The 25,666-nt window shown below is 59.1% G+C and carries 18 protein-coding genes and 4 pseudogenes; 10 read left to right on the forward strand and 12 right to left on the reverse strand.

The features are described 5' to 3' along the window. Positions 1-59 precede the first annotated feature (59 nt). On the forward strand, positions 60-2,459 hold the full coding sequence (locus ACKJSM_RS24320; protein WP_236179420.1) for a TonB-dependent receptor: 2,400 nt from the start codon (positions 60-62) through the stop codon (positions 2,457-2,459). Between the two features lie 94 nt (positions 2,460-2,553). On the opposite strand, the gene tspO is transcribed toward ACKJSM_RS24320, so the two are convergent. The 5 genes from tspO to ACKJSM_RS24345 form a co-directional block, all read right to left on the reverse strand. Further along, a complete protein-coding gene (gene tspO / locus ACKJSM_RS24325) occupies positions 2,554-3,000 on the reverse strand; it encodes a tryptophan-rich sensory protein TspO (protein ID WP_236179668.1) in 447 nt (148 codons plus the stop codon). Between the two features lie 37 nt (positions 3,001-3,037). After that, the gene (locus tag ACKJSM_RS24330) at positions 3,038-5,599 is read right to left on the reverse strand and encodes a PAS domain-containing protein (protein WP_410239102.1); all 2,562 of its coding nucleotides are present in this window, start codon (positions 5,597-5,599) and stop codon (positions 3,038-3,040) included. Positions 5,600-5,756: 157 nt separating this feature from the next. Continuing rightward, on the reverse strand, positions 5,757-7,295 hold the full coding sequence (locus ACKJSM_RS24335; RefSeq protein WP_410239103.1) for a cryptochrome/photolyase family protein: 1,539 nt from the start codon (positions 7,293-7,295) through the stop codon (positions 5,757-5,759). Positions 7,296-7,320: 25 nt separating this feature from the next. After that, positions 7,321-7,863 (reverse strand): DUF3833 domain-containing protein, encoded by a 543-nt coding sequence (locus ACKJSM_RS24340; protein WP_236179431.1) that lies wholly within the window; start codon positions 7,861-7,863, stop codon positions 7,321-7,323. A gap of 376 nt (positions 7,864-8,239) precedes the next feature. Continuing rightward, positions 8,240-8,401: a hypothetical protein gene (locus ACKJSM_RS24345; RefSeq protein WP_165369533.1), complete on the reverse strand. Its 162-nt coding sequence runs from the start codon at positions 8,399-8,401 to the stop codon at positions 8,240-8,242. A 334-nt stretch (positions 8,402-8,735) separates the two neighbouring features. Between ACKJSM_RS24345 and ACKJSM_RS24350 the strand changes: the two genes are divergently transcribed. After that, entirely contained in the window at positions 8,736-9,395 is a 660-nt protein-coding gene (locus tag ACKJSM_RS24350; protein WP_236179497.1) for a carbonic anhydrase, read from the forward strand. A 374-nt stretch (positions 9,396-9,769) separates the two neighbouring features. On the opposite strand, the pseudogene ACKJSM_RS24355 reads toward ACKJSM_RS24350, so the two are convergent. Beyond that, positions 9,770-10,651: pseudogene (locus ACKJSM_RS24355) on the reverse strand (DUF4113 domain-containing protein); the annotation flags it as partial. Between the two features lie 33 nt (positions 10,652-10,684). Between ACKJSM_RS24355 and ACKJSM_RS24360 the strand changes: the two are divergent. Together ACKJSM_RS24360 and ACKJSM_RS24365 are read left to right on the forward strand one after the other, a co-directional pair. After that, positions 10,685-11,419 (forward strand): annotated as a pseudogene (locus tag ACKJSM_RS24360) (TRAP transporter large permease subunit); the annotation flags it as partial. Continuing rightward, positions 11,399-11,781, forward strand: a pseudogene (locus tag ACKJSM_RS24365) (DUF1850 domain-containing protein). The pseudogenes ACKJSM_RS24360 and ACKJSM_RS24365, both read left to right, overlap by 21 nt. A 65-nt stretch (positions 11,782-11,846) precedes the next feature. Here the strand turns inward: ACKJSM_RS24365 and dctM are convergent. From dctM to ACKJSM_RS24380, 3 genes are all read right to left on the reverse strand, one after another. Beyond that, entirely contained in the window at positions 11,847-13,130 is a 1,284-nt protein-coding gene (gene dctM / locus ACKJSM_RS24370) for a C4-dicarboxylate TRAP transporter large permease protein DctM (RefSeq protein ID WP_410239104.1), read from the reverse strand. Next, a complete protein-coding gene (locus ACKJSM_RS24375; protein ID WP_236179501.1) occupies positions 13,127-13,759 on the reverse strand; it encodes a TRAP transporter small permease in 633 nt (210 codons plus the stop codon). The genes dctM and ACKJSM_RS24375 overlap by 4 nt, the downstream gene beginning before the upstream one ends. Positions 13,760-13,826: 67 nt before the next feature. Then, on the reverse strand, positions 13,827-14,822 hold the full coding sequence (locus ACKJSM_RS24380; RefSeq protein WP_410239105.1) for a TRAP transporter substrate-binding protein: 996 nt from the start codon (positions 14,820-14,822) through the stop codon (positions 13,827-13,829). Between the two features lie 169 nt (positions 14,823-14,991). Here ACKJSM_RS24380 and ACKJSM_RS24385 point away from each other — a divergent pair. Further along, a pseudogene (locus ACKJSM_RS24385) lies at positions 14,992-16,151 on the forward strand (IS3 family transposase). A gap of 3 nt (positions 16,152-16,154) precedes the next feature. Here the strand turns inward: ACKJSM_RS24385 and ACKJSM_RS24390 are convergent. Then, entirely contained in the window at positions 16,155-16,394 is a 240-nt protein-coding gene (locus tag ACKJSM_RS24390; RefSeq protein WP_410239106.1) for a hypothetical protein, read from the reverse strand. A gap of 18 nt (positions 16,395-16,412) precedes the next feature. After that, on the reverse strand, positions 16,413-18,266 hold the full coding sequence (locus tag ACKJSM_RS24395) for a DUF1302 domain-containing protein (protein WP_410239107.1): 1,854 nt from the start codon (positions 18,264-18,266) through the stop codon (positions 16,413-16,415). A 335-nt stretch (positions 18,267-18,601) separates the two neighbouring features. Here ACKJSM_RS24395 and ACKJSM_RS24400 point away from each other — a divergent pair, with 335 nt between their 5' ends. The 3 genes from ACKJSM_RS24400 to ACKJSM_RS24410 all read left to right on the forward strand — a co-directional run bounded on the left by ACKJSM_RS24400 (position 18,602) and on the right by ACKJSM_RS24410 (position 22,693). Then, entirely contained in the window at positions 18,602-20,149 is a 1,548-nt protein-coding gene (locus ACKJSM_RS24400; protein ID WP_410239108.1) for an AMP-binding protein, read from the forward strand. Positions 20,150-20,162: 13 nt separating this feature from the next. Continuing rightward, positions 20,163-21,326 (forward strand): acyl-CoA dehydrogenase family protein, encoded by a 1,164-nt coding sequence (locus tag ACKJSM_RS24405; protein ID WP_410239109.1) that lies wholly within the window; start codon positions 20,163-20,165, stop codon positions 21,324-21,326. 110 nt (positions 21,327-21,436) lie between these two features. After that, the gene (locus tag ACKJSM_RS24410; RefSeq protein WP_123419696.1) at positions 21,437-22,693 is read left to right on the forward strand and encodes an MFS transporter; all 1,257 of its coding nucleotides are present in this window, start codon (positions 21,437-21,439) and stop codon (positions 22,691-22,693) included. Between the two features lie 37 nt (positions 22,694-22,730). Here the strand turns inward: ACKJSM_RS24410 and ACKJSM_RS24415 are convergent, their stop codons facing one another. Further along, a complete protein-coding gene (locus tag ACKJSM_RS24415) occupies positions 22,731-23,684 on the reverse strand; it encodes a LysR family transcriptional regulator (protein ID WP_410239110.1) in 954 nt (317 codons plus the stop codon). Positions 23,685-23,903: 219 nt separating this feature from the next. Here ACKJSM_RS24415 and ACKJSM_RS24420 point away from each other — a divergent pair, with 219 nt between their 5' ends. Continuing rightward, positions 23,904-25,268 carry a DUF1329 domain-containing protein gene (locus ACKJSM_RS24420; protein WP_410239111.1) on the forward strand — a complete coding sequence of 455 codons (1,365 nt, stop codon included), beginning with the start codon at positions 23,904-23,906 and terminating at the stop codon, positions 25,266-25,268. Further along, positions 25,268-25,654: a YidH family protein gene (locus tag ACKJSM_RS24425; protein WP_410239112.1), complete on the forward strand. Its 387-nt coding sequence runs from the start codon at positions 25,268-25,270 to the stop codon at positions 25,652-25,654. Before ACKJSM_RS24420 ends, ACKJSM_RS24425 begins: the two co-directional genes overlap by 1 nt. Positions 25,655-25,666: the final 12 nt, after the last annotated feature.

Raw genomic sequence — 25,666 nt, forward strand, 5'->3', positions numbered from 1 at the left:
CTTTTTTTCTCCTCGCTGGTCATTTCAGTCAAGTGAACTGAAAACGAGAGCTTCTCCCCATGTCCGCAGTATTTCCCAGCCGTATGCGTCCATTGTTGCAGTTGAGCCTGATGCTGAGTCTGAGTACCAGCCCGTTGTTGATGTCCGAGAGCCGGGCCGACGACGCCCGTCGTAGTTATCAAGTGCCGGCCGGCAGCCTGAGTGCCGCGTTGACCCGTTTCGCGGGACTGGCCGGCGTCAATCTGTCAGTGGACCCGGCGCTGGTCAGCGGGCGCAGCAGTTCGGGGCTGGCCGGTGATTTCGGGGTGGAAGAAGGCTTCGCCCGACTGCTGTCGGGCTCGGGCCTGCAACTGCAACCGGTGGGCGAGCAAGCCTACATTCTGGTGCCGGCACCTCAAGGCGGCAGCCTGCAACTGGCGCCGACCTCAATTCTTGGGACCCAGGACGCAGGTGGAGGGGATGTATTCGCCGGCGGCCAGGTGGCGCGAAGGGGTTCGCAAGGTTTGCTGGGCTCGCGGGATTTCATGGAAACACCGTTCAGCATGACTACCTACACCAGCGAGGCGGTGAAGAATCAGCAGGCGCGTACCCTGGGCGATCTGATCGCCAGCGATCCCTCCGTCCGCGCAACCAACCCGGCCGGCGGCCGCTACGAGCAATTCACCATTCGCGGTTTCAGCCTCTTCAACAGCGATGTCGCCTACAACGGCCTCTACGGCGTGCTGCCGACGTACACGATCGACATGGAAATGGCCGATCGCGTCGACATCCTCAAGGGCCCGAGTCAACTCATCAACGGTATCTCTCCGCGCGGCAGCGTCGGTGGCGGCATCAACGTCGTGCCAAAACGCGCGGCCGACACGCCGATCACCTCATTGACCGCCAACTACGCGTCGAACAACCAGGTCGGCGGCGCGGTGGATGTCGGCCGGCGGTTTGGCGAAGACAATCAGTTCGGCCTGCGCTTCAACGGCGTGAAACAATCCGGCGATACCGAGTGGGATCATCAACGTGTCGATCGTGACATGGCGGTGCTGGGTCTGGACTTTCGCGGTGAGCGCCTGCGCCTCTCGACTGATGTCGGGCACACTGAACGTGACACCGATGCGCCGCAGGAGCGTGTTCAGGTGGGCGCCAATGCGCGGATCCCGAGCGCCAGTGATGTGCGCCATAACTACGCGCAACCCTGGAGCAAGGCGCGTACCAAGGATACGTTCGGTACGGTCAACGCCGAATTCGATGTCAACGATTCGACGATGGTGTACGGCGGTGTCGGCGCACGTAAAAGCAATCACGATTTTCTTCGGCACGCGGTTTCGGTGACCAACAATGCGGGAGACTTCAGCGTCCAGCCCCGGGATTTCACCCGTGACGAAAACGTCCGTACGGCAACGGCCGGTGTGCGCAACTGGTTTCACACCGGACCCGTGAGCCACGAGATCAATCTGGCCGCCAGCTATTTCTACATGGACTTCGAAAACGGTGGCGCGCGTTACGCAGCGGCTCCGAGCAATCTCTATCACCCGGTGGAAACGCCGACACCGGTGCGTCCAACACGACAGGACCCCGAGGTCTACACCGAGAACCGCTTCAGCGGCGTGGCGTTGGCCGACACCCTGGGTTTCTTCGATGACCGCCTGCTGCTGACGCTTGGTGCCCGCTGGCAACGCGTGAGGGTTGATGACTGGTCCGACAACGTCAAGGGCGACACGGCTTACGATGAAGAGAAGGTTTCTCCGTCGGGTGGCCTGCTGTTCAAAGCCACTGACAGGTTGTCGCTGTACGCCAATTACATGGAAGGCTTGAGCCAAGGCAAGATCGCACCGTCGACCTCTGTGAACGAGGACGAAATCTTCCCGCCCTTCATCAGTCGCCAGGTCGAGGTGGGCGCCAAGTACGACGCCGGCTCGTTCGGCCTGACCGCGGCGGTGTTCCGGATCAAGCAGCCGGCTTACGAAACCAATGCCGTCACGCGGGTGTTCGGCCCCAACGGCAAACGGCAGAACGACGGTGTGGAACTGTCTGTGTTCGGCGAACCGCTCAAAGGCTTTCGACTGCTGGGTGGCGTCATGTATATCGACAGTGAACTGACCCATACCACCAACGGCACGTTCGACGGCAATCGTGCACCGGCGACGCCCAAGTACAACGTCAACCTGGGCGCCGAGTGGGACGTGCCGAACGTGCAGGGGCTGACATTGACCGGGCGGGGGATCTATTCCAGCTCGCAGTATCTGGATCAGTCCAACAACAAGGAAATTGACGCCTGGGAGCGCTTTGATGTGGGCGCACGGTACGCGTTCAGGGTCGACGAAAAGACCATCACGCTGCGGGCCAACGTGGAGAATGTGGCGGACAAGCGTTACTGGAGCTCCGCCGGGGCTTCGGATGACAGCGAGCCGGGTTTGACGCTGGCGACGCCGCGAACTTATCTGCTGTCGGCGACGGTGGATTTCTGAGCGTTAAATTCAGCGAGCGCGCCGGGATTGGTCACGGGTAGCCGGCGTAGCCCGCGCCAGTTGAAGTGCCCGTCATCCTCGTGACGGGCGCACACTAACCAATCCGGTTATTGCGCATGATCGAAAAATTAAGCGCCGCAGCGACACACAGCCAGGCCAGATAAGGAAACAGGATCAACCCGGTGATCACATCCAGGCGCAAGGCCAGGACCACCATCGCTGCGACGACCAGCCACAACAGTACGAGGATGATCATCGCGGCAACGATCCGCTGCGCACCGAAAAACACCGGCGTCCACAGCGTGTTCAGCGCAATCTGCGCCGCCCACAATGCCAGCACCTGTTCGCTGCCGGGAATCAGGGTCAAGCGATAGCCAACCCAGGCCAGCAGCAGATAGATCGTCGTCCAGGCCACCGGAAACACCCAGTTGGGCGGCGTGAACGTCGGTTTGTTGAGTTGCGCGTACCATTGGCCGGGCTTGAAAACCATGCCGGTGGTTGCGGCCGCACCGCACGCGATCAGAAAAATCAGGAAAGTCACCATTTCATACTCCTTGGCCGCACGCCGCAGCGGTCGTTCATTCGGATCTTGAGCACATCAGTTCACTGACCCGCGCCACCAGCGTGTCGACCGCGAAGGGCTTGGTCAGCACCTGCATGCCGGGACCCAGTTGGCCGGCGCCGATCACTGCGTTTTCCGCGTAACCGGTAATGAAGAGGGTCGTCAGGTTCGGGCGGATCTCCCGGCCGGCATCGGCCAGTTGCCGACCGTTCATGCCACCCGGCAGACCGACGTCTGTGATCAGCAGGTCGATGTGCACGTTCGATTGCAACACCTTCAACCCGGCAACACTGTCGCCCGCCTCGAGCAAGTTGTAGCCGAGATCGCCAAGCACGTCGGCCACCAGCGCGCGCACCGTCGGTTCGTCGTCCACCACCAGAATGGTTTCGCTGGCCTTGGGCACCATCGCCGGTGCGATGTGCTTGTCATCGTGGCCCTGCAAGGGATTACCACTGTGACGAGGCAGATAAATGCACATTGTGGTGCCCCGATCGACCTGAGAATGCACGCGCACCTGGCCACCGGACTGTTTGGCGAACCCGTAGATCATCGACAAGCCCAGCCCGGTGCCCTGGCCCAGCGGCTTGGTGGTGAAGAACGGGTCGAAGGCCTTGGCGATGACATCGGCCGACATCCCGGTGCCGGTATCGGTCACGCACAGGCACACATACTCGCCCTCGGGCATGTCCAGCGCGCCGGCGATCTCGGTGTCGATGATGCGATTGGCCGTCTCGATGGTGATGCGTCCGCCATCGGGCATCGCATCGCGGGCGTTGATGCACAGGTTGAGCAGCGCGTTTTCCAGTTGACTGGCATCGACCAGTGTTGGCCAGAGCACCGGCGAGCCAATGGTTTCCAGTAGAATGCTCGGGCCCACCGATCGCTGGATCAGTTCGGTCATGCCCGTCATCAGTGTGTTGACGTCGGTTGGTCGTGGATCGAGGGTCTGGCGTCTGGAGAAGGCCAGCAGGCGGTGGGTGAGGGCGGCGGCGCGCTTGACCGCGCCCTGTGCGGTCACCATGTACTTGTCGACTTCGTTCAAACGGCCCTGGTTGATCCGCGCACCCATCAATTCCAGCGCGCCGGAAATGCCGGCCAACAAGTTGTTGAAATCGTGAGCGAGGCCTCCCGTCAGTTGGCCGACCGCTTCCATCTTCTGCGATTGACGCAGTTTTTCCTCTGCCTGCATTAACTCGGCGGTGCGCGATGACACTCGTTGTTCAAGGGTGTCGTTGAGCGAACGCAACGCGGCAATAGCCCGGTCGCGCTCCGCCTCGACGGTGCGCCGCTCCTCGACGTCGATCAGCACGCCGGGAAAGCGCAGGGGAACTCCGTCATCTGCACACTCAACGCGCCCGTTAGCTTCGATCCACTGGTATCTGCCATCCGCGCGGCGCACGCGGTACTGATGGGAATAGGCGCCACCGCGGCCAATGGCTTCGTCGATGGCCGTGGTCAGGCTATCGCGGTCGTCGGGGTGCACGCTGGTGATGACTTGTTCGAGGCTTAAGCCTTCACGCCCCAGTGCCGGGTCGAGATTGAACACCTGGGCGAAGCCTTCGTCGATGGCAAAACGGTCGGTGAGCAGGTCCCAGTGCCAGGTGCCGATAATGGCGCCGGCCGCGAGCGCCAGTTGCACGCGCTCGACGTTTTCCCGGGCGATCGCCTCACTGGCTCGCAAGCGGTCCTCTGCCGCGCGCCGCTCGGTGACGTCGTTGAACAGGATCGCGATCTGCCGGTCGGCCGGGTCACCGACCCGCACCGCACGCACATCGAACCAGCGCTCAAACGTATTGGCGTAATTCTCGAAGTTCGCCGGCTCGCCGGTCTTGGCCACGTGGCCGTAGGTTTCGAACCAGAAGCGCTCCAGATTGGGCGCGAACTCGGTGACCCATTTACCGCGCAGGTTGACCCCGCACTGGCGCTCGAACGCCGGGTTGGCCTCGACGAAGTAGTAGTCGACAGGCTCGTCGCTGGCGTCGAATTTGACTTTGACGATAGCGAACGCTGACTCGATGGTTTCCAGGATAGTACTGAAGCGTTCCTCACTCTGGCGCAGCGCCGTTTCGGCACTGCGCGAGCGGGTCAGGTCAAGCATCGCGCCAATCATGCGTTCGGCCTGGCCGGCGGGATTGCGGATCAGGTGGCCGCGATCGAGCACCTCGGCGTAGGAGCCGTCCTGACAGCAGAACCGATACTCCGCGCTCCATGTCGTGCCGTCGCCATCGATGGCGGCGCGGATCGATGCCTGCACCCGCGCCTGATCCTGCGGATGGATCCGGGCGAACCGCCAGTCACCACTGGGATCAACGTTCTCCAGCGGGAAACCGTACGCCTGTTGCAACGCCTGGTTCCAGATGATCTGGTTGGTTTGCAGGTCCCAGTCCCACACCGCATCGCTGGTGGCCATGACGGCCAGTCGATAGCGTTCCTCACTGCGGGCGAGGGCGGTGCGACTGGCGTGCAGCGCAGCCGCCACACGTTGCTCCGTGTCGGCCTCATTGCCAGACAGCGCGGCGCGTAATCGCTTGACCTCGGACTCGAGCGCTTCACGACTAAGGTGTTTGAGGGTGTCCATCTCACCTTCTTGGTCAGGTTTTTCATGGGGCGGGTATGCCCGTCAGGTGCCATCATCAGCGCGAAGCGGTGTGGCGCTGTGGTTGCTCATCCGTTGACAGGTTGCGTCGTCGTTAAGTTTCACTGATGAAACAAGGTCGCTTCGGGCGAACCCTTTTTTAAATCGATTCGCCGTTATCCAGGCGCGCCAACAGTGCCTGGCCACGTTGCCAGAGTGCCTGTTGCTTTGCTTCCGGCATGCGGTCAAGGTTCTTGTACATCATGGCCATGCGCTGATTGCCGCGCAGCCGCTCACCGTGGCGCATCAAAAAATGCCAATACAGCGCGTTGAACGGACAGGCATTGTCGGCCGTGCTTTCGCTGACCTTGTACACGCAACCGTGGCAGTAATCCGACATGCGATTGATGTACTGGCCGCTGGCGCAATAGGGTTTGGAACCGAGATAACCGCCGTCGGCGTGCATCACCATGCCCAGCGTATTGGGCAGCTCGACCCAGTCAAAGGCGTCCATGTAGATCGCCAGATACCACTCGCAGATCTGGCTCGGCGCGATGCCGGCGAGCAGGGCGAAGTTGCCGGTGACCATCAGCCGCTGAATGTGATGGGCGTAGGCGTGCTGCAAGCTTTGCCCGATGGCTTGGCGCATGCAGTTCATCTGGGTGTCACCCGTCCAGTAGAACTCAGGCAGTGGCCGGCTGTTGCCGAACGAATTGCCCAGCGCGTAATCCGGCATTCTCAGCCAGTACACGCCCCGCACATATTCCCGCCAGCCAATCAGTTGCCGAATGAAGCCTTCGGCGGCATTGAGCGCAACGCTGCCGGCCCAGTACGCGGATTCCACATCACTGCACAGCTGCCGCAGATCCAGCAGGCCGATGTTGAGCGCCGCACTGATGCGCGCATGAAACAGGAACGGCTCGTCACTGGCCATGGCGTCCTGGTAATCGCCAAACCCCGCCAGGCCATAATCAAGAAAGTACGCCCACAGTGCCTGTGCATCGGCATGGGTGACGGGATAGTTGAAGTCATCGAGCGCGCCGTAGTGCTGGCTGAAGTGCGCCTTGACCAGTGCCAGCACATCGCGGGTGATGGCGTCGTTATTGAAGCGTGCCGGGTAGGGGGCTTTCACGCCTTTGGGCAACGCCTTGCGGTTCTCGGCATCGAAATTCCACGCGCCACCCACTGGTGAACCGTCGCCATTGAGCAGCAAGCGGCTCTTGCGACGCATCTCACGGTAGAAAAACTCCATGCGCAGCTGTTTCTTGCCCTCGGCCCATGCGGCAAATTCTTCGCGACTGCACAGAAAACGCGCATCGGCGTGCCAGTGGATGGGCAAACCGCATTCCTTGATCGAATGCTCCAGCCGCCAGTCGCCACACTCGGTGATGTGCACTTGCTCGGCCTGCAACAGCGCTTGCCAGCGATGCAGCTCTCCCGGCACCGAGCCGCTGTTTTCCGGGTCATCCAGGGTGACGTATTCAACACGTATGCCTTGGTCTCGCAATGCCTGAGCGAAATGGCGCATGGCGCTGAAGATCAGAGCAATCTTTTGAGGGTGGTGGGGCACATGGCTGGCTTCTTCCATGACCTCGACCAGCAGCACCGTATCGCGCTCAATGTCGAGTGCCTGTAAAGAAGCCAGGTCGAAGGACAACTGGTCGCCCAGGACCAGGCACAAGCGGCGGGTGATGTTCATTCAATCAAGCTCCGGTTCGCCCGGTTCACGGATTGGCTCCGGCGCCCTGGCGGCGGAAGAACAAGGTCACCTGGCCGACTTCGACCCCGAACTTGGACATGCGGGTGCGGTTGATCAACGTGTCCTCATCCATCAAGTACATCCAGTCGTCCATGCTCATTTCATAGGTCGAGTCGTCGACCGGCACGTTCAGCCGATAACGCCAGTGAAATGCATTGCCAGCCACCTGGCCTTGGGCAACGCCGACCACATCGCCGGCGCGGCCGCTCCAGCGTCCCTGGCCCTCGGGCGTCAGTGTCCATACGCGGTGTTGGCGGGTGCCATCGCTGTACAGAAAGCGCTCGTCGAGAATCAGGTTGTTGCCTTCGCGACGGCTGACAATGTTGACTTCGAAACGCTTGGTCACTTCGCCGCCGCGCTTCTGAAACATTCCCCAGGCCTTGACGGGCTGGCTGAAAAACCGATGCAGATCGAGGGCTGGTTGTTGATCGGCATAACGGCTGACATCCACGCTGGTGCAGCTTGCGATGCTGAGTATCAGTGTCAGTAACAGCACTAATCGAGTCATTGCTTTACTCCCTGAGGCAGAGGGGGGGCGAGGGACAGCGCTGGAAACGCTTTCTTGTACGCCATGAGGCGGGCGTACAGGGTTGTGGCCGTCTAATTTCGCTTTGTCGCGGCAGACTTGCGCGGGATGGCGGATCAGTAACCAAAATTATTGTACGAAGATAGTATCTCTGTATAGGTATTGTTCACGATAGGCGGAAAAAAGCCACCTGACAATCAAGCGGCAATTTTTTCGTGTAAATGCGCAGAACTGACATCACAAGCTGAAGGCTTGCTTGGGTAGCGGGGAGAGGGCGCGAATAGTGTTCACTGCGGTTTCCGGTGCTGTCGCCAGCAGGCAAAAAAAGGCCCGAATTCCTCCGGGCCAGTCATGCACATCAGTGCGAATCCGCCTCGCTCGCAGCCTCGGCAGCGGATCTTTCCCTGCGCCTCTGGAGCCAACTATAGAACGCATGCACGGGATGGAGGACGGCAGTCAGTACGCCAAGCAGCAGGATGGTGAAGAGGATGATCAGCGGGATGCTTTCGTGCGAGAACATGGTGGGTTACTCCTGTAGTCACTATGTCGTAACCCGCAGACTAGACGCTCCCAATCATGTTTTCGATGAACGAATGTTCATCCTTGAACGCTTCGGGTGTGTTACGGCGAATCTTCCGGACGAGTGCTGCATCATGGCGTGCTTTTCCGGCTGCGTGCGGGGTTTCATGACCGTGCCGATGATTTGCAGGTGCCGATAGAGGATGTGTTTGAGCTTCACGCTAGTCGTGGGGGCAGCTAATGCATGCGACGTCTGCGATAATGACGACCCAGTGAAGTGCGAAGGCATGTCGAGTATTCGTCTCGGCATCCGGAATCAGGCTTTGGAGGACTTTATGCGTGACATTATTGATGGCTTTCTGCGTTTTCAGCGAGAGGTGTATCCACAACGCGTGGAGCTTTTCAAGCAACTCGCGACAGAGCAAAACCCAAAGGCGTTGTTCGTCACCTGCTCGGACAGTCGTGTAGTGCCTGAACTCCTTACACAGCGCGAACCGGGCGAGTTGTTCGTGATCCGCAACGCCGGCAACATCGTGCCGTCGTATGGTCCTGAACCCGGTGGTGTTTCGGCCACCGTCGAATATGCGGTTGCAGTGCTCGGCGTACGGGACATCGTGATCTGCGGCCACTCGGATTGTGGAGCGATGGGCGCGATTTCACGCTGCACGTGTCTGGATCATCTTCCGGCAGTTGCCAACTGGCTTCGTCATTCGGACGCCGCGAAAGCGATCAATGCGGCGCATGAGTTCGACACACCCCGCGACAAGCTCGATGGCCTTGTTCGTGAAAACGTGATCGCCCAACTGGCGAACCTGCGGACTCATCCATCGGTGGCGCTTGCGCTTGAGCAAGGACGCTTGAATTTGCATGGCTGGGTCTATGACATCGAGGCGGGTTGCATCGATGCGCTGGATGGAGCCACTCGACGCTTCGTTCCTCTTTCCGATTCACCGACCACCGTTGCTGTCGCTGCGCGCAACGTTGGGCAGATGTAACGGCGACAGACAGATCGAAATGGGGAGAGTTTCGTTCCGGGCGATCGGTCCCAGGCCGAATTAAAGGACCCACCGATGACTCACCATCAACTTCACGACCAAGCCAGCAAAAGCCTCCCGTAGCGGGAGGCCTCCTGGGGGCATCGCCGGAACGCACACCTGGGACTACCACCAACTCGTGCGCTTACATCTCCAGGTCGAGATAGGCCTCAGCTATGGGGATCGTCGTGCCTGACTGTCTGGAATCCGTCGCGTCGCACTATCTCGGCGTTGGCAACTTGCTCAACAAGACAGAGTAGACATCCTTCTTCATTGGATTGAACAAAACAAAGGCGTATGGAGTGCTGCACGGATGGTCATGAGTGCTGCAGTCGCTAGCAACAAGAAATCTTCCACAGTTGATCAAGTCTCGTCGTATAGCTTTGACTCATCATTTCGCGGCGCATTGCCCAGGCTGGATTGGCTGGAACACTCGCTACTCGCAACGTGCCCTGACCCCATCGCTGATTGATCTGATCAAGCATGGCCATGGTCTTTGTCGCTTTGCCAGGTTGTGAGGTGGCAAACAAGTCGTCGGTGTATTCGCCGTGCTGGCAAAGATTCAGCAACAGAACCTCCGCCTTGCTGTATTTGAAGCCTGGTCTCAACAAGTGCTCCAGCGCGTCGACGGCCACCTTGGTCAGCAGTCTCACGTCATCAGTCGGGTAAGGTAGATCAACCACTACGCCGTTGGCGAATTTGGCTTCCTCCGGATTAAACATGCCGGTACGAATGCTGACTCTGATTTTCTTGCAGAGTGAATGCTGAGCTCTGAGCTTTTCTGCCGCCCGCTGCGCGTAGGTGGCGACCGCTTCTCTGATTGGATGTAGTTCCTGCAGGCGCTGTCCAAACATTCGGCTGCAGCAAATCTCTTGTTTAGGAGGGTTCGGCTCATCAAGTTCAAGGCAGGGGGAGCCTGCCAGCTCTCGTGCTGTTTTCTCAATAATTACGCTGAAGTTTTTACGTAACGTCCAGGCATCTGCTCTGGCAAGATCCATAGCTGTTTTGATACCCATGCTGTCCAAATGCGATTTCATTCGCCGGCCGACTCCCCATACCTCCGCGACATCGGTGTTTCGCAACACCCAGTCTCGTTTGTGTGGATCGCAGATGTTAACGACGCCGCCAGTTTGAGCTTGGAGGCGTTTGGCTGTGTGGTTGGCCAGTTTGGCCAAGGTCTTGGTGTGAGCGATTCCCACTCCGACAGGGATGCCGTCCGGGTTGATGCGGCGGCTGACAAGTTGCAGGTTGTCGGCGTAACAGCCATCGTTATTCTCGGTTCGGTAATCATTCTTCGGGGGGCCAGTTTCGCGTTGCGGTGCGCGTTCTGGATCGCTCTGGGTGTCTTCTGTGTCGGCTTTTTCCAGTTGGGTATCGGCGTGATCTTTGCGGTGATCGCCACGTTGGTGGTCATCTGCTGGTTCATTCAGGGAGGCCCAGAAACCCTGAGTATTTGCCTGCATGCCCTGGTCGAAGGTGCTCGTCATGCTGTGCCGGTCGGGATTGCTTGTGCGCTGGTGGGTATCATCATCGGCGTAGTGTCCTTGACGGGCATAGCCTCGACCTTTGCCGGTTACATACTGGCCATAGGCAGGGATAACTTGTTGTTGTCACTGATATTGACGATGGTTACCTGCCTGGTGTTGGGTATGGGGATCCCGACGATTCCCAACTACATCATCACCAGTTCGATTGCAGCACCCGCGCTGTTGGAGTTGGGTGTACCGCTGATCGTGTCGCACATGTTCGTTTTCTATTTCGGAATTCTTGCAGACCTTACTCCACCGGTTGCCTTGGCATGCTTTGCCGCAGCACCCATCGCCAAGGAAACAGGATTCAAGATCAGTCGGTGGGCGGTTCGTATTGCTCTGGCCGGCTTTGTCATTCCGTTCATGGCGGTCTAAAACCCTGCGCTCATGATGCAAGGCGACAATTTGTGGATGACTGCCATGATCGGCTTGTGCCTGGGGCTGGCGGGCGTCGCCTGGGCCCAACTCCCAATCTCAAGCTTTACACTGGCTTGGAATCACACAATCGAAAAATCCGGTGGGAGGAAGACTACCGTGTCTCGGAACAGGGACTTGTGCTCACCGAGGCCAGGGTCAAAGGGAATGGTGCGGGTACGGAGATTCCCCCGGAGGCCAGGTTGGAAAAAGGCAGTTGGCACTATCAACGTCACCTGCCGCCCTTGCAGCCTCTGAGTCTGGGACGCACCCCGCAAGCAGGTGACTACCAGTTATGCTTCCAACAGCAATGTCACGAGATGAGCGAGTGGCTAGGGCAACCCGTCAGCCATCCGTCCTCAGTGGAGTTATGGAGTTGCTGGACGGACTCGGGACAACAATAAGTAGCCACAAGCAAGCGCGAAAGCCCTGTCCGGGTATGAACGTCCATTACCCGGACAGGCGGGCTTCAACTCATGCCCAGCCAGTTTGGCAAAAACAGGGAAATCCAAGGCACGTAGGTAATCAGAATCAGGAACAGGAGCAGAATCATTAGCCATGGCATGGCGGCTCTGATGGTTGCCGGCAGCGTCATCCCCGTCACAGCAGAGGTCACGAACAGGTTCAGACCCACGGGCGGCGTGATCAAGCCGATCTCCAGATTCACCACCATAATGATGCCCAGGTGAATTGGATCGATACCCAGCTTCATGGCGATGGGGAAGAGGATCGGTGCCAGGATCAGGATGATGGCCGAGGGTTCCATAAAGGCCCCTGCAATCAACAGCACAATGTTCACCACCAGCAGGAACATCACCGGTGTCAACCCTGCTTCGATCACCCACGCGGTGATCTGTTGCGGTAGCTGCTCAGTGGTCAAAACGTGCGCGAAGAGCATGGCGTTGGCAATAATGAACATCAGCATGATGCTCAGCTTGGCCGAGTCCAGCAGGACCTTTGGCGTTTCGCGGAACGTTAAGTCTTTGTAGACGAACAAGGCGATGAAGGCCGAGTACACGGCCGCCACCGCCGCCGCTTCGGTCGGGGTAAACATCCCGGAGTAGATACCTCCCAAGATGATTAACATCAGCAGTAGACCCCAGATCGCCTTGCGTGCCGTGCTAAGCCATTCACGGAACGTCGCGCGCGGCATGGCGTGCAGCTTTTTCTTCACGGCGACGATGTAGATCGCGACCATCAACGCCAGCCCCAGCAGCAGGCCTGGTAACACGCCCGCCATAAACAGTTTGCCGACAGACGTTTCGGTCGCGGCTGCGTAGACCACCATGACAATCGAGGGTGGAATCAGGATACCCAAGGTCCCGGCGTTACAGACGATCCCCGCACCGAAGGCCTGCGGATAACCGGAGCGGACCATGCCGGCAATGGCAATTGAACCCACCGCCGCTACAGTGGCTGGGCTCGATCCGGAAAGGGCAGCGAACAGCATGCACGCCAACACGGCAGCGATAGCCAGACCGCCACGGATATGGCCGACACAGGCATTGGCAAAGTCAATCAGCCGCCGAGCGACGCCACCGGTGGTCATGAAGGCCCCCGCGAGCAGAAAGAACGGGATGGCCAGCAGCGTGTAGTGCTCCGACGTCTCGAACAGTTTGATCGCCAGTGAGCGCACGGAGTCCGGGCTGAATAAAACGATGGTCAGTGAGCCCGACAAACCCAGGGAGATAGCAATGGGAACGCCGATCAACATCAGCACGAACAGTGATGCAAACAGGAAGGCAATGGTCATGACTTGTCATCCTCGTGTTCAGTCAATTTCATCGCATCTGCGGCTTCATCGGCCAAGCCCAGGCCGGTCTGCCTGTTTTGCAGGATGCGCACGAGAATTTCAGCGAAACGGATGAAGACCAAGGCGAACCCTACGGGGACGATCAACCCGATGTGCCATTGCATGATCCCGTACTGACCCAAGTCTTCGGCACCTATGCGCGCAATCATCAGGGTCTGGATCCACCCGAAACTGGCAATGCTGAGCAGTCCGGCATAAGACAGGCAGAAAAGGCACGCGATGATGCCAATGAACCGTTGCACCGGTTTGCTGGCCAGCTTGACCAGGGCGTCGACGCCGATATGGCCTGCAGTGCGGACGCCGTACGACAACCCAAAAAAAATCAGCCAGCCAAACAAGGCCTTGGTCAGTGAGGTGCTCCAAGTCATTGCCTGTGCCAGACCCATGACGCCGTCGCCGATGGCGAACAGCGATTCGCTGGCGCCTTCCCAGCTCTCAGCGAGGCGGTAGAACAGGGTGTAGAGGTTGTTGAGGACAACGTAGACGAATGTTACCAACGTCATTGCGGCCAAAAGGAAGACGATGAAACCTTCCTCAAAGTGTTCCCAGATGCGCCGAAGAGCATTCATGGATGTCATCTCCTGTAGCGGACGACAGGCAGGTGTTGCCAAGGCGGCAACACTTGCCGACGACCGCTCATTGGGCCTGGTTGGCAGCTTCAGCGGCAGTGATCAGCTCGGCGCCGATATCGCCTTCGAATTTTTTCCACACCGGCTTCATCGCGACACGCCATTGTTCGCGTTGCTCAGGAGTCAGGGTAATGATCTCGGTGGTTTTGGCCGCGATGATGCTCTGCTTGGCATCCTGGTTCAGTTTGTCGGCCTCTTTGTTCACATGAGCGGTGACTTCGACGAGGATCTTGTCCAGCTCGCTGCGAAGCTCCGGCGACAAACCGTTCCAGAACTTGGTGTTGGTGATCAGCATGTAGTCCAGAACACCGTGGTTGGATTCGGTGATGTACTTCTGTACCTCATGCATTTTCTGGCTGTAGATGTTCGAGTAAGGATTCTCCGCGCCATTGACGACACCGGTTTGCAAGCCCTGATAAACCTCGGCGAAGCTCATCTTGCGCGGATTGGCGCGTATGACTTTGAACTGCTCTTCAAGCACGGCAGAGGCCTGTACCCGAAACTTCAGGCCACGGGCATCACCCGGCACTCGTAGCGCTTTGTTCGCGGACAGTTGTTTCATCCCGTTGTGCCAATAGGCCAGTCCAGTGATGTTTTTGTCTTCCATGGACTTGAGCAGTCCCTGGCCCTGCGGGCTCAGTTGGAAGCGGTCAACCGCCGTGATGTCATCAAAGAGGAAAGGCAGGTCAAACAGTTGAACGGTCTTGGTGTAGTGCTCGAACTTGGCCAGCGACGGTGCAATCATCTGTACGTCGCCGAGCAATAAGGCCTCCATCTCTTTGCCATCGCCAAACAACGAGGAGTTCGGGTAAACCTCGACCTTGACCTTGCCGGGCAAGCGTTCTTCCACCAGTTTCTTGAATAACAGGGCGCCCTGGCCCTTGGGTGTCTGCTCTGCAACGACGTGGGAGAATTTTATAATTACCGGATCTGCAGCCATGGCCATGCTTATGGTGCCTAGGGCAAGGGCGCACGCAACTGCTTTCCACATAGGTTTGAACATTGGGGGGATTCCTCTTGTTTTCGTTTTTCGTACAGTTCCATGCTCTGAAAAGCATGTGTACGGCGGACAAGAACAAGTCTAGGCAGAAAACTGGAATTTGGAGGGTGTAGTGGTCTAATGAAACCGGACACCCATTTAGGCGAGAATGCTCGCCAGATCGAGGTGTCAGATGACCAAACAACGCCGTTCCTTTTCTGCTGAATTCAAACGCGAGGCTGCCGACCTCGTGCTCAAGCAAAACTACAGCTACATCGAAGCCAGCCGTTCACTCGGCGTCGGCGAGTCGGCCCTGCGCCGCTGGGTTGATCAGGTTCAGCAGGAGCGCCAAGGTGTTACGCCGCAGAGCAAAGCATTGACCCCGGAACAACAGAAAATTCAGGAGCTGGAAGCCCGGATTGCCCGTCTTGAACGGGAAAAATTCATATTAAAAAAGGCTACCGCGCTCTTCATGTCGGAAGATCACGAGCGTACGCGCTGATCAATCAGCTGAGCGTCCATGAGCCGGTTGATTGGCTGTGCAAGGTGTTGAAGTCACCCGCTCGTGCTACTACGCCCAGCGCCTTAGGCGCCGCACGCCCGATGTTGAACGGCTTCGGTTGCGCAGCCGGGTGAGCGAGTTGTTCACGCAAAGTCGTAGCGCTGCCGGCAGCCGCAGCATCTTGTCGCTGATGCTTGAAGACGGTGAGCAGCTTGGTCGGTTCAAAGTGCGCAGCTTGATGCGCGAGCTTGATTTAGTCAGTAAACAACCCGGATCACATGCCTACAAACGAGCGACGGTAGAGCGACTCGATATCCCGAACATCTTGAATCGGGAGTTCGATGTCCCGGCCCCCAACCAAGTGTGGTGCGGCGACATCACCTACATTTGGGCCCAGAGGAAATGGCATTACCTGGCTGTCGTGCTGGATCTTTGCACGCGCCGGGTGGTGGGCTGGGGGTTATCGGAAAAGCCGGACGCCGATCTGGTGATCAAGGCGTTGGATATGGCCTATGAGCAACGTGGCAGACCTTCTGGCCTGCTATTCCATTCGGATCAAGGGCCCAGTATGCAAGTCGATTATTTCGTCAGCGATTGTGGCGTTATCGCATGCGCCAGAGCATGAGTCGCCGGGGAATTGCTGGGACAACGCGCCAATGTAGCGCGTGTTCCGCACCTTGAAAACGGAAAGGATACCGACCACGGGCTACAGAACGGCTCAAGAAGCCCAGCGCGATATCAGCCACTTCTTGATGCATCGGTACAACTGGGTTCGACCCCATCAATTCAACGGCGGGCTGGCGCCAGCTCGCGCCGAAGAAAAACTTAACGTCGTGTCCGGGATTAGTTGACCACTACATTGCGGACACTTCCCGGGCGTGCCGGATTGACCAGCGCAGGAAAGGCGGTTGAAAGGCGTTGGTTTTGTTCACACGAAACTCCGGTGCGGGTGGAAAACCACGCATGACGCCAGTATCGGCTGAGCCACTCGCGGCGAAGGCCGGGCAGATGGCGCTGGAAAGCAGCAACGCGGCACCCAATACAAATGGGGCTTTGGGTTTGTCAGAGGCGAAACGGGCAAGGCACTTGCGCATGTTTGTTTTCCTTTTACGTTAGAAGGTGGCACCAATAGCGATGGAGGCAAAGTCGCGGTCACCGCGCGTGCCGTAAGTGCCATCGATGTAATCGGTGTAAGACAGGCTCAGCGAATACTTGCTCATGAACGTCGCGTCCAGACCCAGGCTGACGGAGCGCGAATCTTCATTGAACGCCGAGCCATCGCCCGGCGAATAACCTTTGACGTCATGCGCCCAGGACAGGTTGGGACGCAGGTCCAGCCCTGGCATCACCCCCGAGTAGCTCAAGGTCGCGCGCATCCGGTAACCCCAGGAGAACGGTGTGACGAAGCCTTCGTCGGTGCAGTATTGCGGGCTGCCTGAAATGGCTCGACAGATGCTGTTGTCAGCCAGCTCGCCGTTGCCATAAGCGCCAGATCGACCATAGCGAGGCCCGTTTTTGCCCTCCAAGCCACCGACGTAAGTGGCGCCGGCTTCACCGACCAGTAGCAACTGATTCGCCCCCAAGACCTGGCCGAAAGAATGTATTGCAGAGACCTGCGCCTGGGTGACCTCCTTGCGCCGATAGCCGTTGAAAAAAGTTGAGTCGGTGGTCGGCCTCAGGTCGGGTTCGGACAGTGGACTGCGCCCGTGGGCATTGAGCAGCGACTGCAGCACATCCGTGCCATTGAGTTGCACGGGCATATTCGGGCGGTAGCTGAGTTCGCCCTGCACCGCCGTACCGCTGCGTAGGGTGGTCGAGAACGTCATGCCATATAAACGGATGTCTTCGGGGTATTGGGAAAGGTACTGAGAGGTTCCCATGCGCAGTGCGCCGGCGAGTGTCTGGCCGGCGCTGGAGGCCAGAAAAGCACCGCAACCTGCCGACGGCACACCAAGATTGCTGCACAATTGCGGAGCAAAACCGGTGTTGCTGTAATACCGACTGCTGACGGTTCCCAGATACGGCGAACGGCTGTGGTAATTGGCGGCATAGACCCCGAATTCAGCATCCAATTGTGTGACGTACCAACGTAACGACAGGCCCCATTGGCCGCTGTTGCGTGCGTCCTGATCACCGCTGCGGGGGATGCGCACGCCTTCCTCACCCATGACCACGACGAACGGGCCCAACCCTCGATTGGCAGCGGCGGCGTTGACCAGGCGTCCGCCGACATCGAGGCCGGTGCAGCCCTCAGGTGTGAAGTCGTTTCCCGAAAAAAAGGTGCCGCAGTTGTCCAACTGGGTCTGCTCCCAGTCCAACTGGTAGAAGGCGTCAAAGGACACTGCTTCATTGATGTTCTGCGTCATATAGAGCAAGTTCACCGGCACCAGTGCGTCCTTCACCTCCGAACCCGGCCGGCGCAGTGCCGCTTGGTTGAAAGGATTTACAACGTTCAAACCGCCCTGGATGAAAATGCTTTCCCCCCAGTTCACCACTTGCTTGCCGACACGCGCCGAGCCAGGCTCGCCGTTGATGTCGTAGAAGTAATAGACGAAGGCATCGAGCAGCTGGAAGCCTGCGGTTTTTGCCGACGCCTGGCGATCGTTGTCGTCGATGTCCTTGAAGCGTTGGCTGTGATCACGTTGCGCGGTGTCGTACCAGTAGGTACCACGCAGGAACATACCGATGTTGTCGCGCTTGAGCTCCAGGTCATGGGTGCCTTTGAAAATCGTCGAGAACACGTCCCCGGATCGATAATTGCGGCGGCCGTCATTGCCGTTCGCGGCCCCCAGTTGCAGCTTGGCCGGATTGGCAGTGCTCACCCCGACACCGAGTGCCAGTGCCGAATCGAGCTGCCCATCAATGTCGCCGAATGCAAATTCGACTGCGCCCACCGGGGCGGCGAGCAGACTGCACGACAGTAAAACCAGCGATGACCGTAGCCGGTCGCATACATGTGTGTTCACTCTTAACCTCTTATTGTGTTTATTCGAGAGTGAGGGGATGTCGCACCGACAAAAGGAAGAGCACCTCAGCACTTGGCCGGCGGCGGTCTGGCTTTTGTAGGTCGGTATCGATAATAGGGAGGCCCCGGCGGGGCTCACAAATAGCGTCTTTGAATCGTTTCCATAACACTTTGGCATGGGCGTGACGCTGCAAAAACCGTCGCGGCGCAGCGCACGCAATGGAGCTTTTCAGCTAGCTAAAACCGCTATGGCCGGCATCAACAACTTGTATTACGCCCCTCAAGCCCACGCTGTTTAGCATCGTCCCCGTCTTAACTGTCGACGAGAACAACAACGTGAACCTCGGAAAAATAATCAGTCGAAGTGCCAGATACTGGCCAGAGCGGATGGCCGTCATCGATCGTCACACCAGGCTGAACTTTGCACAGCTGGAGCAGCGGACAAACCAGCTTGCTTCAGCGTTACTGGGCCAAGGCATCAGCACGGGCGAGCACGTCGCCATCCTTGCGGAAAACCGGGTGGAACTGGTGGAGGCGGAAATCTCCTTCTACAAGGCCGGACTGGTGAAAGTGCCGGTCAATGCGCGGCTGTCGCTCGAAGAAGTCATTCAGATTATCAACGACTCTTGCAGCGTCGGACTGATCGCCACACCAACGTTTGCCGAGGCGTTGATCGCACGTCGGGCTGAAGTCCCGGGGTTGCGCTTGGTGGTGACACTGGGCGAGAAGGGCGGTGATATCGCCTATTCGGCACTGCTAGATCAAGGCAATGACGCGCCGGTCAATTGTGACCTGCCGGACGATGCACTGGCGGTCTTGCACTACACCTCGGGCAGTTCCGGTGTGCTGAAAGCCGCCATGCTCAGCGTAGGCAATCGCAAGGCGCTGATCCGCAAGAGCATCGCCAGCCCCACCCGGCGAGCCGCGCCGGACGATGTGATGGCCCACGTCGGGCCGATTACCCATGCCAGCGGCATGCAATTGATGCCCTTGCTGGCGGTGGGCGCGTGCAACCTGCTCTTGGAACGCTACGACGATCAACTGCTGCTCGAAAGCATTCAGCGTGAGCGTGTCACGCGCTTGTTTCTGGTGCCGGCGATGATCAACCGACTGGTGAATTTCCCCGGCGTCGATCGCTATGACCTGAGCAGCCTGCGTCTGGTCATGTACGGCGCAGCGCCGATGGCGCCCTCGCTGGTCAAACGCGCCATCGAAGTGTTCGGGCCGATCCTTGCCCAGGGATACGGTGCCGGCGAAACCTGCTCGCTGGTCACGGTACTCACCGAGCAAGACCATCTTTGCGAAGAGGGCGACTATCGGCGCCTGGCTTCCTGCGGACGCTGCTACTTCGAGACTGACCTGCGAGTGGTCAACGAAAACTTCGAGGATGTAAAGCCGGGCGAAATCGGCGAAATCGTGGTCAAGGGCCCGGACATCATGCAGGGGTATTGGCGCGCGCCGGAGCTCACTGCCGAGGTGATGCGCGAGGGGTATTACCTCAGCGGCGATTTGGCGACAGTCGATGAACAGGGCTACGTGTTCATCGTCGATCGCAAAAAGGAAATGATCATCTCCGGCGGCTTCAACATCTATCCCACGGAAGTCGAGCAGGTGCTTTACACCTTGCCTGAGGTTTTTGAGGCGGCGGTCATTGGTGTACCGGATGAGCAGTGGGGCGAGGCGGTGCGAGCCGTCGTTGTGCTCAAGCCGGGCACTGCACTGAGTGAGGCCGAGGTCATCGATCACTGCGCACGCACCCTGGCCGGGTTCAAGAAGCCCCGCGCCGTGGACTTCGTCAGCGAACTACCGAAGAACCCCAACGGCAAAGTCGTTCGCCGTCTTATTCGCGATGCCTACTGGCAAAACAGCGACCGCCGCATCTGACGAGGAGATCACCATGTATCAGCCAAGTGAAAAGGCAAGCCAAATCATCGAGGCCATCGGCGGTTTTATCCGCGATGAGATCCGGCCGCTGGAACAAAGCGCCGGCCTGAGTTGGGCGGAGCCGCACCCCCGCGAAGTTCTTCAGCAAGTGTGGCAGCGCTCTTGCGAGCAGGGGTTTTACAACGTCATGCTGCCGGAGGCGATCGGTGGCGCGGGGCTGAACGTTTCAGACCTGTGCGCGGTAAAGGAAGCCACAGTACTAAGCGGTTCCATGCTGGCGCCGCACATCCTCGGCGAACTGTCCGGGCCGCCGCGCATTGGGCATCTTTTCAAAGTCGCGAGCCCGGAACAAGTCGAGACTTTCTTGCAGCCGGTGTGCCGTGCCGAGAAAGCCGTGTGCTTCGCGCTGACAGAAAGCGAGGCGGGCTCCGACGCCACGGCGATCACCACCAGTGCGCGACGCGACGGCGATGATTATGTGCTGAGCGGGAGCAAGCGTTTCATCTCTGGCGCGCCTTATGCGGATATTGCCGTGCTGCTTGCGGTTACCGGCACCGGCGGCGGAGCCCAAGGCATTTCGGCCTTCTTCGTCGATCTGAAGGCGCCCGGCGTGCGGATCGAGAGCGACTATTCGGTGATGTCCGGTGGTGGCGCGCATGGCGATATCTTCCTCGACGACGTTCGGGTGCCTGTGGCCAACCGCATTGGCGACGAGGGCCAGGGATTCAAACTGGCGATGGGGCGGATCATGCTCAACCGTTTGCTGCATTGCCCGACGTTGTTAGGCATGGCAGGCTTGGCATTGAACCTGTCGATTGACTACGCGCGCACACGCAAGCAGTTCGGCCAGCCCATCGCGATGTTCCAGTCGATCAACCACATGATTGCCGATATGGCCACCGAGCTGCATGCCGCACGCAGCATGGTTTACGCCACCGCAGCGGTCAGCGACGCCGGCGGCAATATTCGCACCCAGGCGCCGATGTGCAAGCTGTTCGTCTCCGAAACCGCTTTCCGTATTGCTGACCGCGCGGTGCAAATTCACGGCGGCGCGGGGTTGCTGCGCGGCCATCCGGTGGAGTGGATTTTCCGCGCGACCCGAATGATGCGCATCTTGACGGGAACCAGCGAAATTCAGCGCAACACCATTGCCAAGGGTGTCCTGATGCCGAGCTAGCAGCGCGTGCCGCACGTCCGGTCGTGCAGGGCCGGACGCTCTGACAAGAACAATAACGAGAGACGACCATGACTCACACTGACACACCCGCACGTCTGGGCACCGCCTGGATGATTGCTGTATTGCTGGCGCTGCTGATGCTGGTGAACTTCCTCGACAAAGTGGTCATCGGCCTGGTGGCGGTGCCAATGTCCAAAGAGCTCGGCCTGACCCCGACCGAGTTTGGCCTGGTAGGGGGCGCGTTGCACTGGTTCTTTGCGATTTCCGCGGTCATCGGCGGCTTCGTGGCTAACCGCCGTCCCACACGCACGTTGCTGCTGGGCATGGGCGCATTCTGGGCGGTCGTGCAACTGCCGATGCTCTTCGTCACTTCTCTCTGGGCCATCATCGCTTGCCGAGTGCTGCTGGGAATCGGCGAAGGGCCGGCCTCGCCAGTCGCTACCCACGCCTTGTACAAATGGTTTCCCAATGACCGTCGCAACCTTCCGGTCGCGCTGTTGCATACCGGCAGTGCCTTGGGGTTGTTGGTTGCGGGCGCAATGATCCCCTGGATCAGCGTGCATTACGGCTGGCGAATGAACTTCATTGTTCTGGCGGTCATCGGCGCAGTCTGGTGTGTGTTGTGGTGGCTGCTGGGTCGTGAGGGTACGCTTGATCGCATCCGTCCCGGTCAGCTGAAGCAGGACGAGGAACGCGTACCGTATCGTCGCTTGCTCACGGACAGCACGGTGCTGAGCAATTACCTTTGCCATTTCGCCGCCAATTGGTCGTTGGCACTGACCCTGACCTGGGTGCCGAGCTATCTGGAAAACGGGCTGGGCATCGATCCCATCATGACGGGCCGGGTGTTCGTGCTGTTCGTGGTGGTAACCACTCCGCTGAGTCTGTTCATGGCTTGGCTGTCACAGCGCATGCTTCGCGGCGGGATTGCAACGCGCTGGTCGCGTGGAGCATTCGTTTCGTTTTGCCTGATTGCCAGTGGCCTGCTCAGCGCGGCGCTGTTTCTGCCGGGATTGTCGAGCATAGAGCGAATCGTCAGCCTAACGTTCAGCGGGGGCTTGGCGCTGGTAATGTATTCGGTAGGGCCGGCCATGCTCGCCGAGTTCACACCCGGTAGCCAACGTGCGGGCATTCTGGCGATCGGCAACGGCATTGCCTCGCTCGCTGGTTTGTCGGCGCCGGTGGTCACCGGCATCCTCGTGCAGGGTGCGGGGGCCGAGCATCCGGCAGGTTACGGTGAAGGGTTTCTGGTCTGTGGCGCAGTGCTGATCATTGCCGGGGTGATCGGTTTGTTCTGGATGGATCCGCAGAAAACCCGCCAGCGCCTGAACGAGGTGAAAGGTATCGCATTGCCTCGGGTCAACTGAACCGTGCGGCGCTGCACGGCCCACCGTTGCGGCGCCCTTAGTGATCGACCGCGCTCAAGGTTTCTTCGGGCACACGCTCGATCAAACTGCCTTTCCAGCGGTCGTCGACGACGGCCTCGACCAGGACGCCGCGGACCAGATCGCGCATGCAGGTGGCCGCAAACGACAATGGCTTGTGCTGCGAATAGGCCAGCGAAATCGTGCGGGTGATTCGCGGCTCGACGATCAACCGGGCCGATATCGGCTCCAGCAATTCCGTCAGCGGCGGCCAGTTGCTGATGGTCGCCGCCAACCCGGCGCGCACCAGGCTGCTGATGCCAGGCGCAGACTGCTGCTCGTAGCTTGAATCGAGGGTCACCCCGGTTTCCATCGCCGCCTGCTCGATCCGACGCCGCAGATGCAGGGCGCGCGGCGGCATCACCAGCCGGGTCGCGGCCGCTTCAGCCAGCGTGATGGACGAGTGATCAGACTCATGCACCGGTGTGCCTACCCAATACAGGTCTTCGGTGAAGACCGGTTCGGCGATGACGTGTTCCAGTTCCTCAGCGTTCGGCACAACGCCAAAATCCACTTTGCCCAGCTCGATCGCCTGGCCGCCTTCGCGGCTGAGACCATCCCATATCGTCAGCTTGATCCCCGGAAACTTTGCCTGCGCCTGCGTGATGATCGTCGGTAACAGCAACGACGAAGCGGTTGCCGGAATGGAAATCGCGACATGGCCCATCGGATTGCCCCGACTGGATTTGAGCTCGTCTTTCACCGAATCGAGCTTCTGAATCACCGAGCGCGCCACTTCGTATAACTGTCGCCCGGCATCGGTCAGTTCGATGCCGTCGTGCTGACGGGCGAGTAACTGCATTTCCAGCTCGCTTTCCAATAAACCGATCTGACGGCTCAGGGCAGGCTGAGCGATGAACGCCCGGCGTGCAGCATTGGAGAAGCTTCCAGCTTCTGCAATCGCGACGAGGTAACGCAGCTGTTTCAAAGTCATGGGCAAATCTCTGGCTATGCCGAAGTGCTATGGCAACTATCTGAAGACGCTATTTGTCGAGGCCCAGAGGGCTACTTAGTATCCATTGATACTCATCTAGAGGCTATCTGACCGGCGCTAAAAATTGTTTTTGCCCACCATCCAGCCAGCCGCTATGTCGTCTGGCGGGACCACTGCACATGTTCACTCTCTGATAAACACAATAAGAGGTTAAGAGTGATGCCAGCACGTACCAGAGGTTTTATTCAGTCGTCGTTGATTCCGTTGTCATGCTGTGTCTTGCTGGCAATACCGTGGGCGACAGGAGCGCTCGCCGCCAGTGAATTACCGCAGAACCTGACGCCGATCGGCGCCGAGCGCGACGCCACTCCCGACGGGCGAATCCCTGCATGGCAAGGCGGACTCACAACCGCGCAACAGCGACTGGAAAGCAACGGCACGCCGGTCGATCCTTACGCCAATGAACGACCGCTGTACGAGATAACCGCACAGAATTACCGCCAGTACGAAGATCAGCTGTCAGCCGGGCAGATCGCTTTGCTCAAGCGTTTTCCAGAGACGATGAAGCTGCCTGTCTACCCCACCCATCGCAGCGTCGCCATACCCGCGCACCTCGCCGCATCCGCCGCACGCAACGCCACGCACGCGCAGCTCGACGACCAAGGCAACGGTCTGCGAGATTTCGCCGGAGCGGTTGCCTTTCCTCTGCCTAAAAATGGCCTGGAAGTGATCTGGAACCACCTGACCCGCAACCGCAATGCCAGTTACAGCGTTGTCTCCGACAGCGCCACGCCGCAGGGCAACGGCCGATTTACGTTGATGAGCGCGCGTCAGGAATTCGCTCGACCTGACGGGTTGCCGGGCGCTGCTGCCGACAATGTTCTCTACTATTTTACCCACCGAATGACCGCACCATCGCGGCTCGCTGGGGATGCCATGGTGGTGCACGAGACATTAGACCAGGTCGCCGAACCGCGATTGTCGTGGGTCTACAGCTCCAGCCAGCGTCGAGTGCGGCGCGCGCCGGGCATCGCTTATGACACCGCCGGGCCGGGGACGGCTGGCCTGCGCACGGCGGACAGTCGTGACATGTTCAATGGCGCACCGGATCGATACGACTGGCAACTGGTGGGCAAGAAATTGCTCCACGTGCCGTATAACAGCTATCGCCTGGCCTCGCCCCGATTGCGCTACAGCGAATTGATCAAGCCTGGTCACGTCAACCCAATCCCCACCCGCTATGAACTGCATCGTGTGTGGGAAGTGGTTGCGACGTTGAAGCCGGGAGCCCAGCACATCTACGGCAAACGTCACTACTACATCGACGAAGACACTTGGGCCATTCTCGAGGCCGATGTCTATGACCAGCGAGGTGCGTTATGGCGCACCTCCGAAGCGCACAGTTTTTACCACGCCAGCGGTGAGGTGGCCGTAAATGCGATGGAAGTGACCTATGACCTTAAAAGTGGCCGATATCACGTCTCCGGCCTGATAAACGAGCAACGCAACCCCTACGCCTTCAACGTGCCGACCAGTCTCTCGTACTTTTCGCCCGGCGCATTGCGCAGCTTTGGTGTGCGCTGATGAGGGTGAATACTAAGCGTCGCAACTGGACTGAACTCCTGCTCGGCGGCGGTGAGGCGCCCGATCCGCGATTCACGCTGGCCAACGAACGAACCTTTCTTGCCTGGATTCGCACGTCACTGGCGCTGCTGGGCGGCGCCATTGCGATTGAGGCCTTCGCCACACAGGTCTTCGAGCCCGGTTTGCGCATGGCGGTAGCCATTACCCTTTTGGTGTTGAGTCAGTTGATCAGCGCCGGTGCCTGCGTACGCTGGCTGAGGGTGGAGCGTGCGTTGCGCCAGCGTCGGCCGCTGCCATTGCCAGCGCTCGCGCCTTTGTTGACGATGGCTTGCGTTACGGCGGTGGTTTTGATTGGCAGTGCGCTGTGGCCCCGCTGGCATGGGTGATCCGGGGCTGCA

Origin of the sequence: Pseudomonas sp. PHC1, assembly GCF_046487845.1 — a bacterium.
Taxonomy (GTDB): domain Bacteria; phylum Pseudomonadota; class Gammaproteobacteria; order Pseudomonadales; family Pseudomonadaceae; genus Aquipseudomonas; species Aquipseudomonas sputi.

Bases quoted from the DNA above. Each gene is read 5' to 3' on its own strand.
- ACKJSM_RS24320 (WP_236179420.1), top strand. From the start codon at position 60: ATGTCCGCAGTATTTCCCAGCCGTATGCGTCCATTGTTGCAGTTGAGC.
- ACKJSM_RS24330 (WP_410239102.1), bottom strand. From the start codon at position 5,599: ATGGACACCCTCAAACACCTTAGTCGTGAAGCGCTCGAGTCCGAGGTC.
- ACKJSM_RS24335 (WP_410239103.1), bottom strand. From the start codon at position 7,295: ATGAACATCACCCGCCGCTTGTGCCTGGTCCTGGGCGACCAGTTGTCC.
- ACKJSM_RS24340 (WP_236179431.1), bottom strand. From the start codon at position 7,863: ATGACTCGATTAGTGCTGTTACTGACACTGATACTCAGCATCGCAAGC.
- ACKJSM_RS24345 (WP_165369533.1), bottom strand. From the start codon at position 8,401: ATGTTCTCGCACGAAAGCATCCCGCTGATCATCCTCTTCACCATCCTG.
- ACKJSM_RS24350 (WP_236179497.1), top strand. From the start codon at position 8,736: ATGCGTGACATTATTGATGGCTTTCTGCGTTTTCAGCGAGAGGTGTAT.
- dctM (WP_410239104.1), bottom strand. From the start codon at position 13,130: ATGACCATTGCCTTCCTGTTTGCATCACTGTTCGTGCTGATGTTGATC.
- ACKJSM_RS24375 (WP_236179501.1), bottom strand. From the start codon at position 13,759: ATGAATGCTCTTCGGCGCATCTGGGAACACTTTGAGGAAGGTTTCATC.
- ACKJSM_RS24380 (WP_410239105.1), bottom strand. From the start codon at position 14,822: ATGTTCAAACCTATGTGGAAAGCAGTTGCGTGCGCCCTTGCCCTAGGC.
- ACKJSM_RS24390 (WP_410239106.1), bottom strand. From the start codon at position 16,394: ATGCGCAAGTGCCTTGCCCGTTTCGCCTCTGACAAACCCAAAGCCCCA.
- ACKJSM_RS24405 (WP_410239109.1), top strand. From the start codon at position 20,163: ATGTATCAGCCAAGTGAAAAGGCAAGCCAAATCATCGAGGCCATCGGC.
- ACKJSM_RS24410 (WP_123419696.1), top strand. From the start codon at position 21,437: ATGATTGCTGTATTGCTGGCGCTGCTGATGCTGGTGAACTTCCTCGAC.
- ACKJSM_RS24415 (WP_410239110.1), bottom strand. From the start codon at position 23,684: ATGACTTTGAAACAGCTGCGTTACCTCGTCGCGATTGCAGAAGCTGGA.
- ACKJSM_RS24420 (WP_410239111.1), top strand. From the start codon at position 23,904: ATGCCAGCACGTACCAGAGGTTTTATTCAGTCGTCGTTGATTCCGTTG.
- ACKJSM_RS24425 (WP_410239112.1), top strand. From the start codon at position 25,268: ATGAGGGTGAATACTAAGCGTCGCAACTGGACTGAACTCCTGCTCGGC.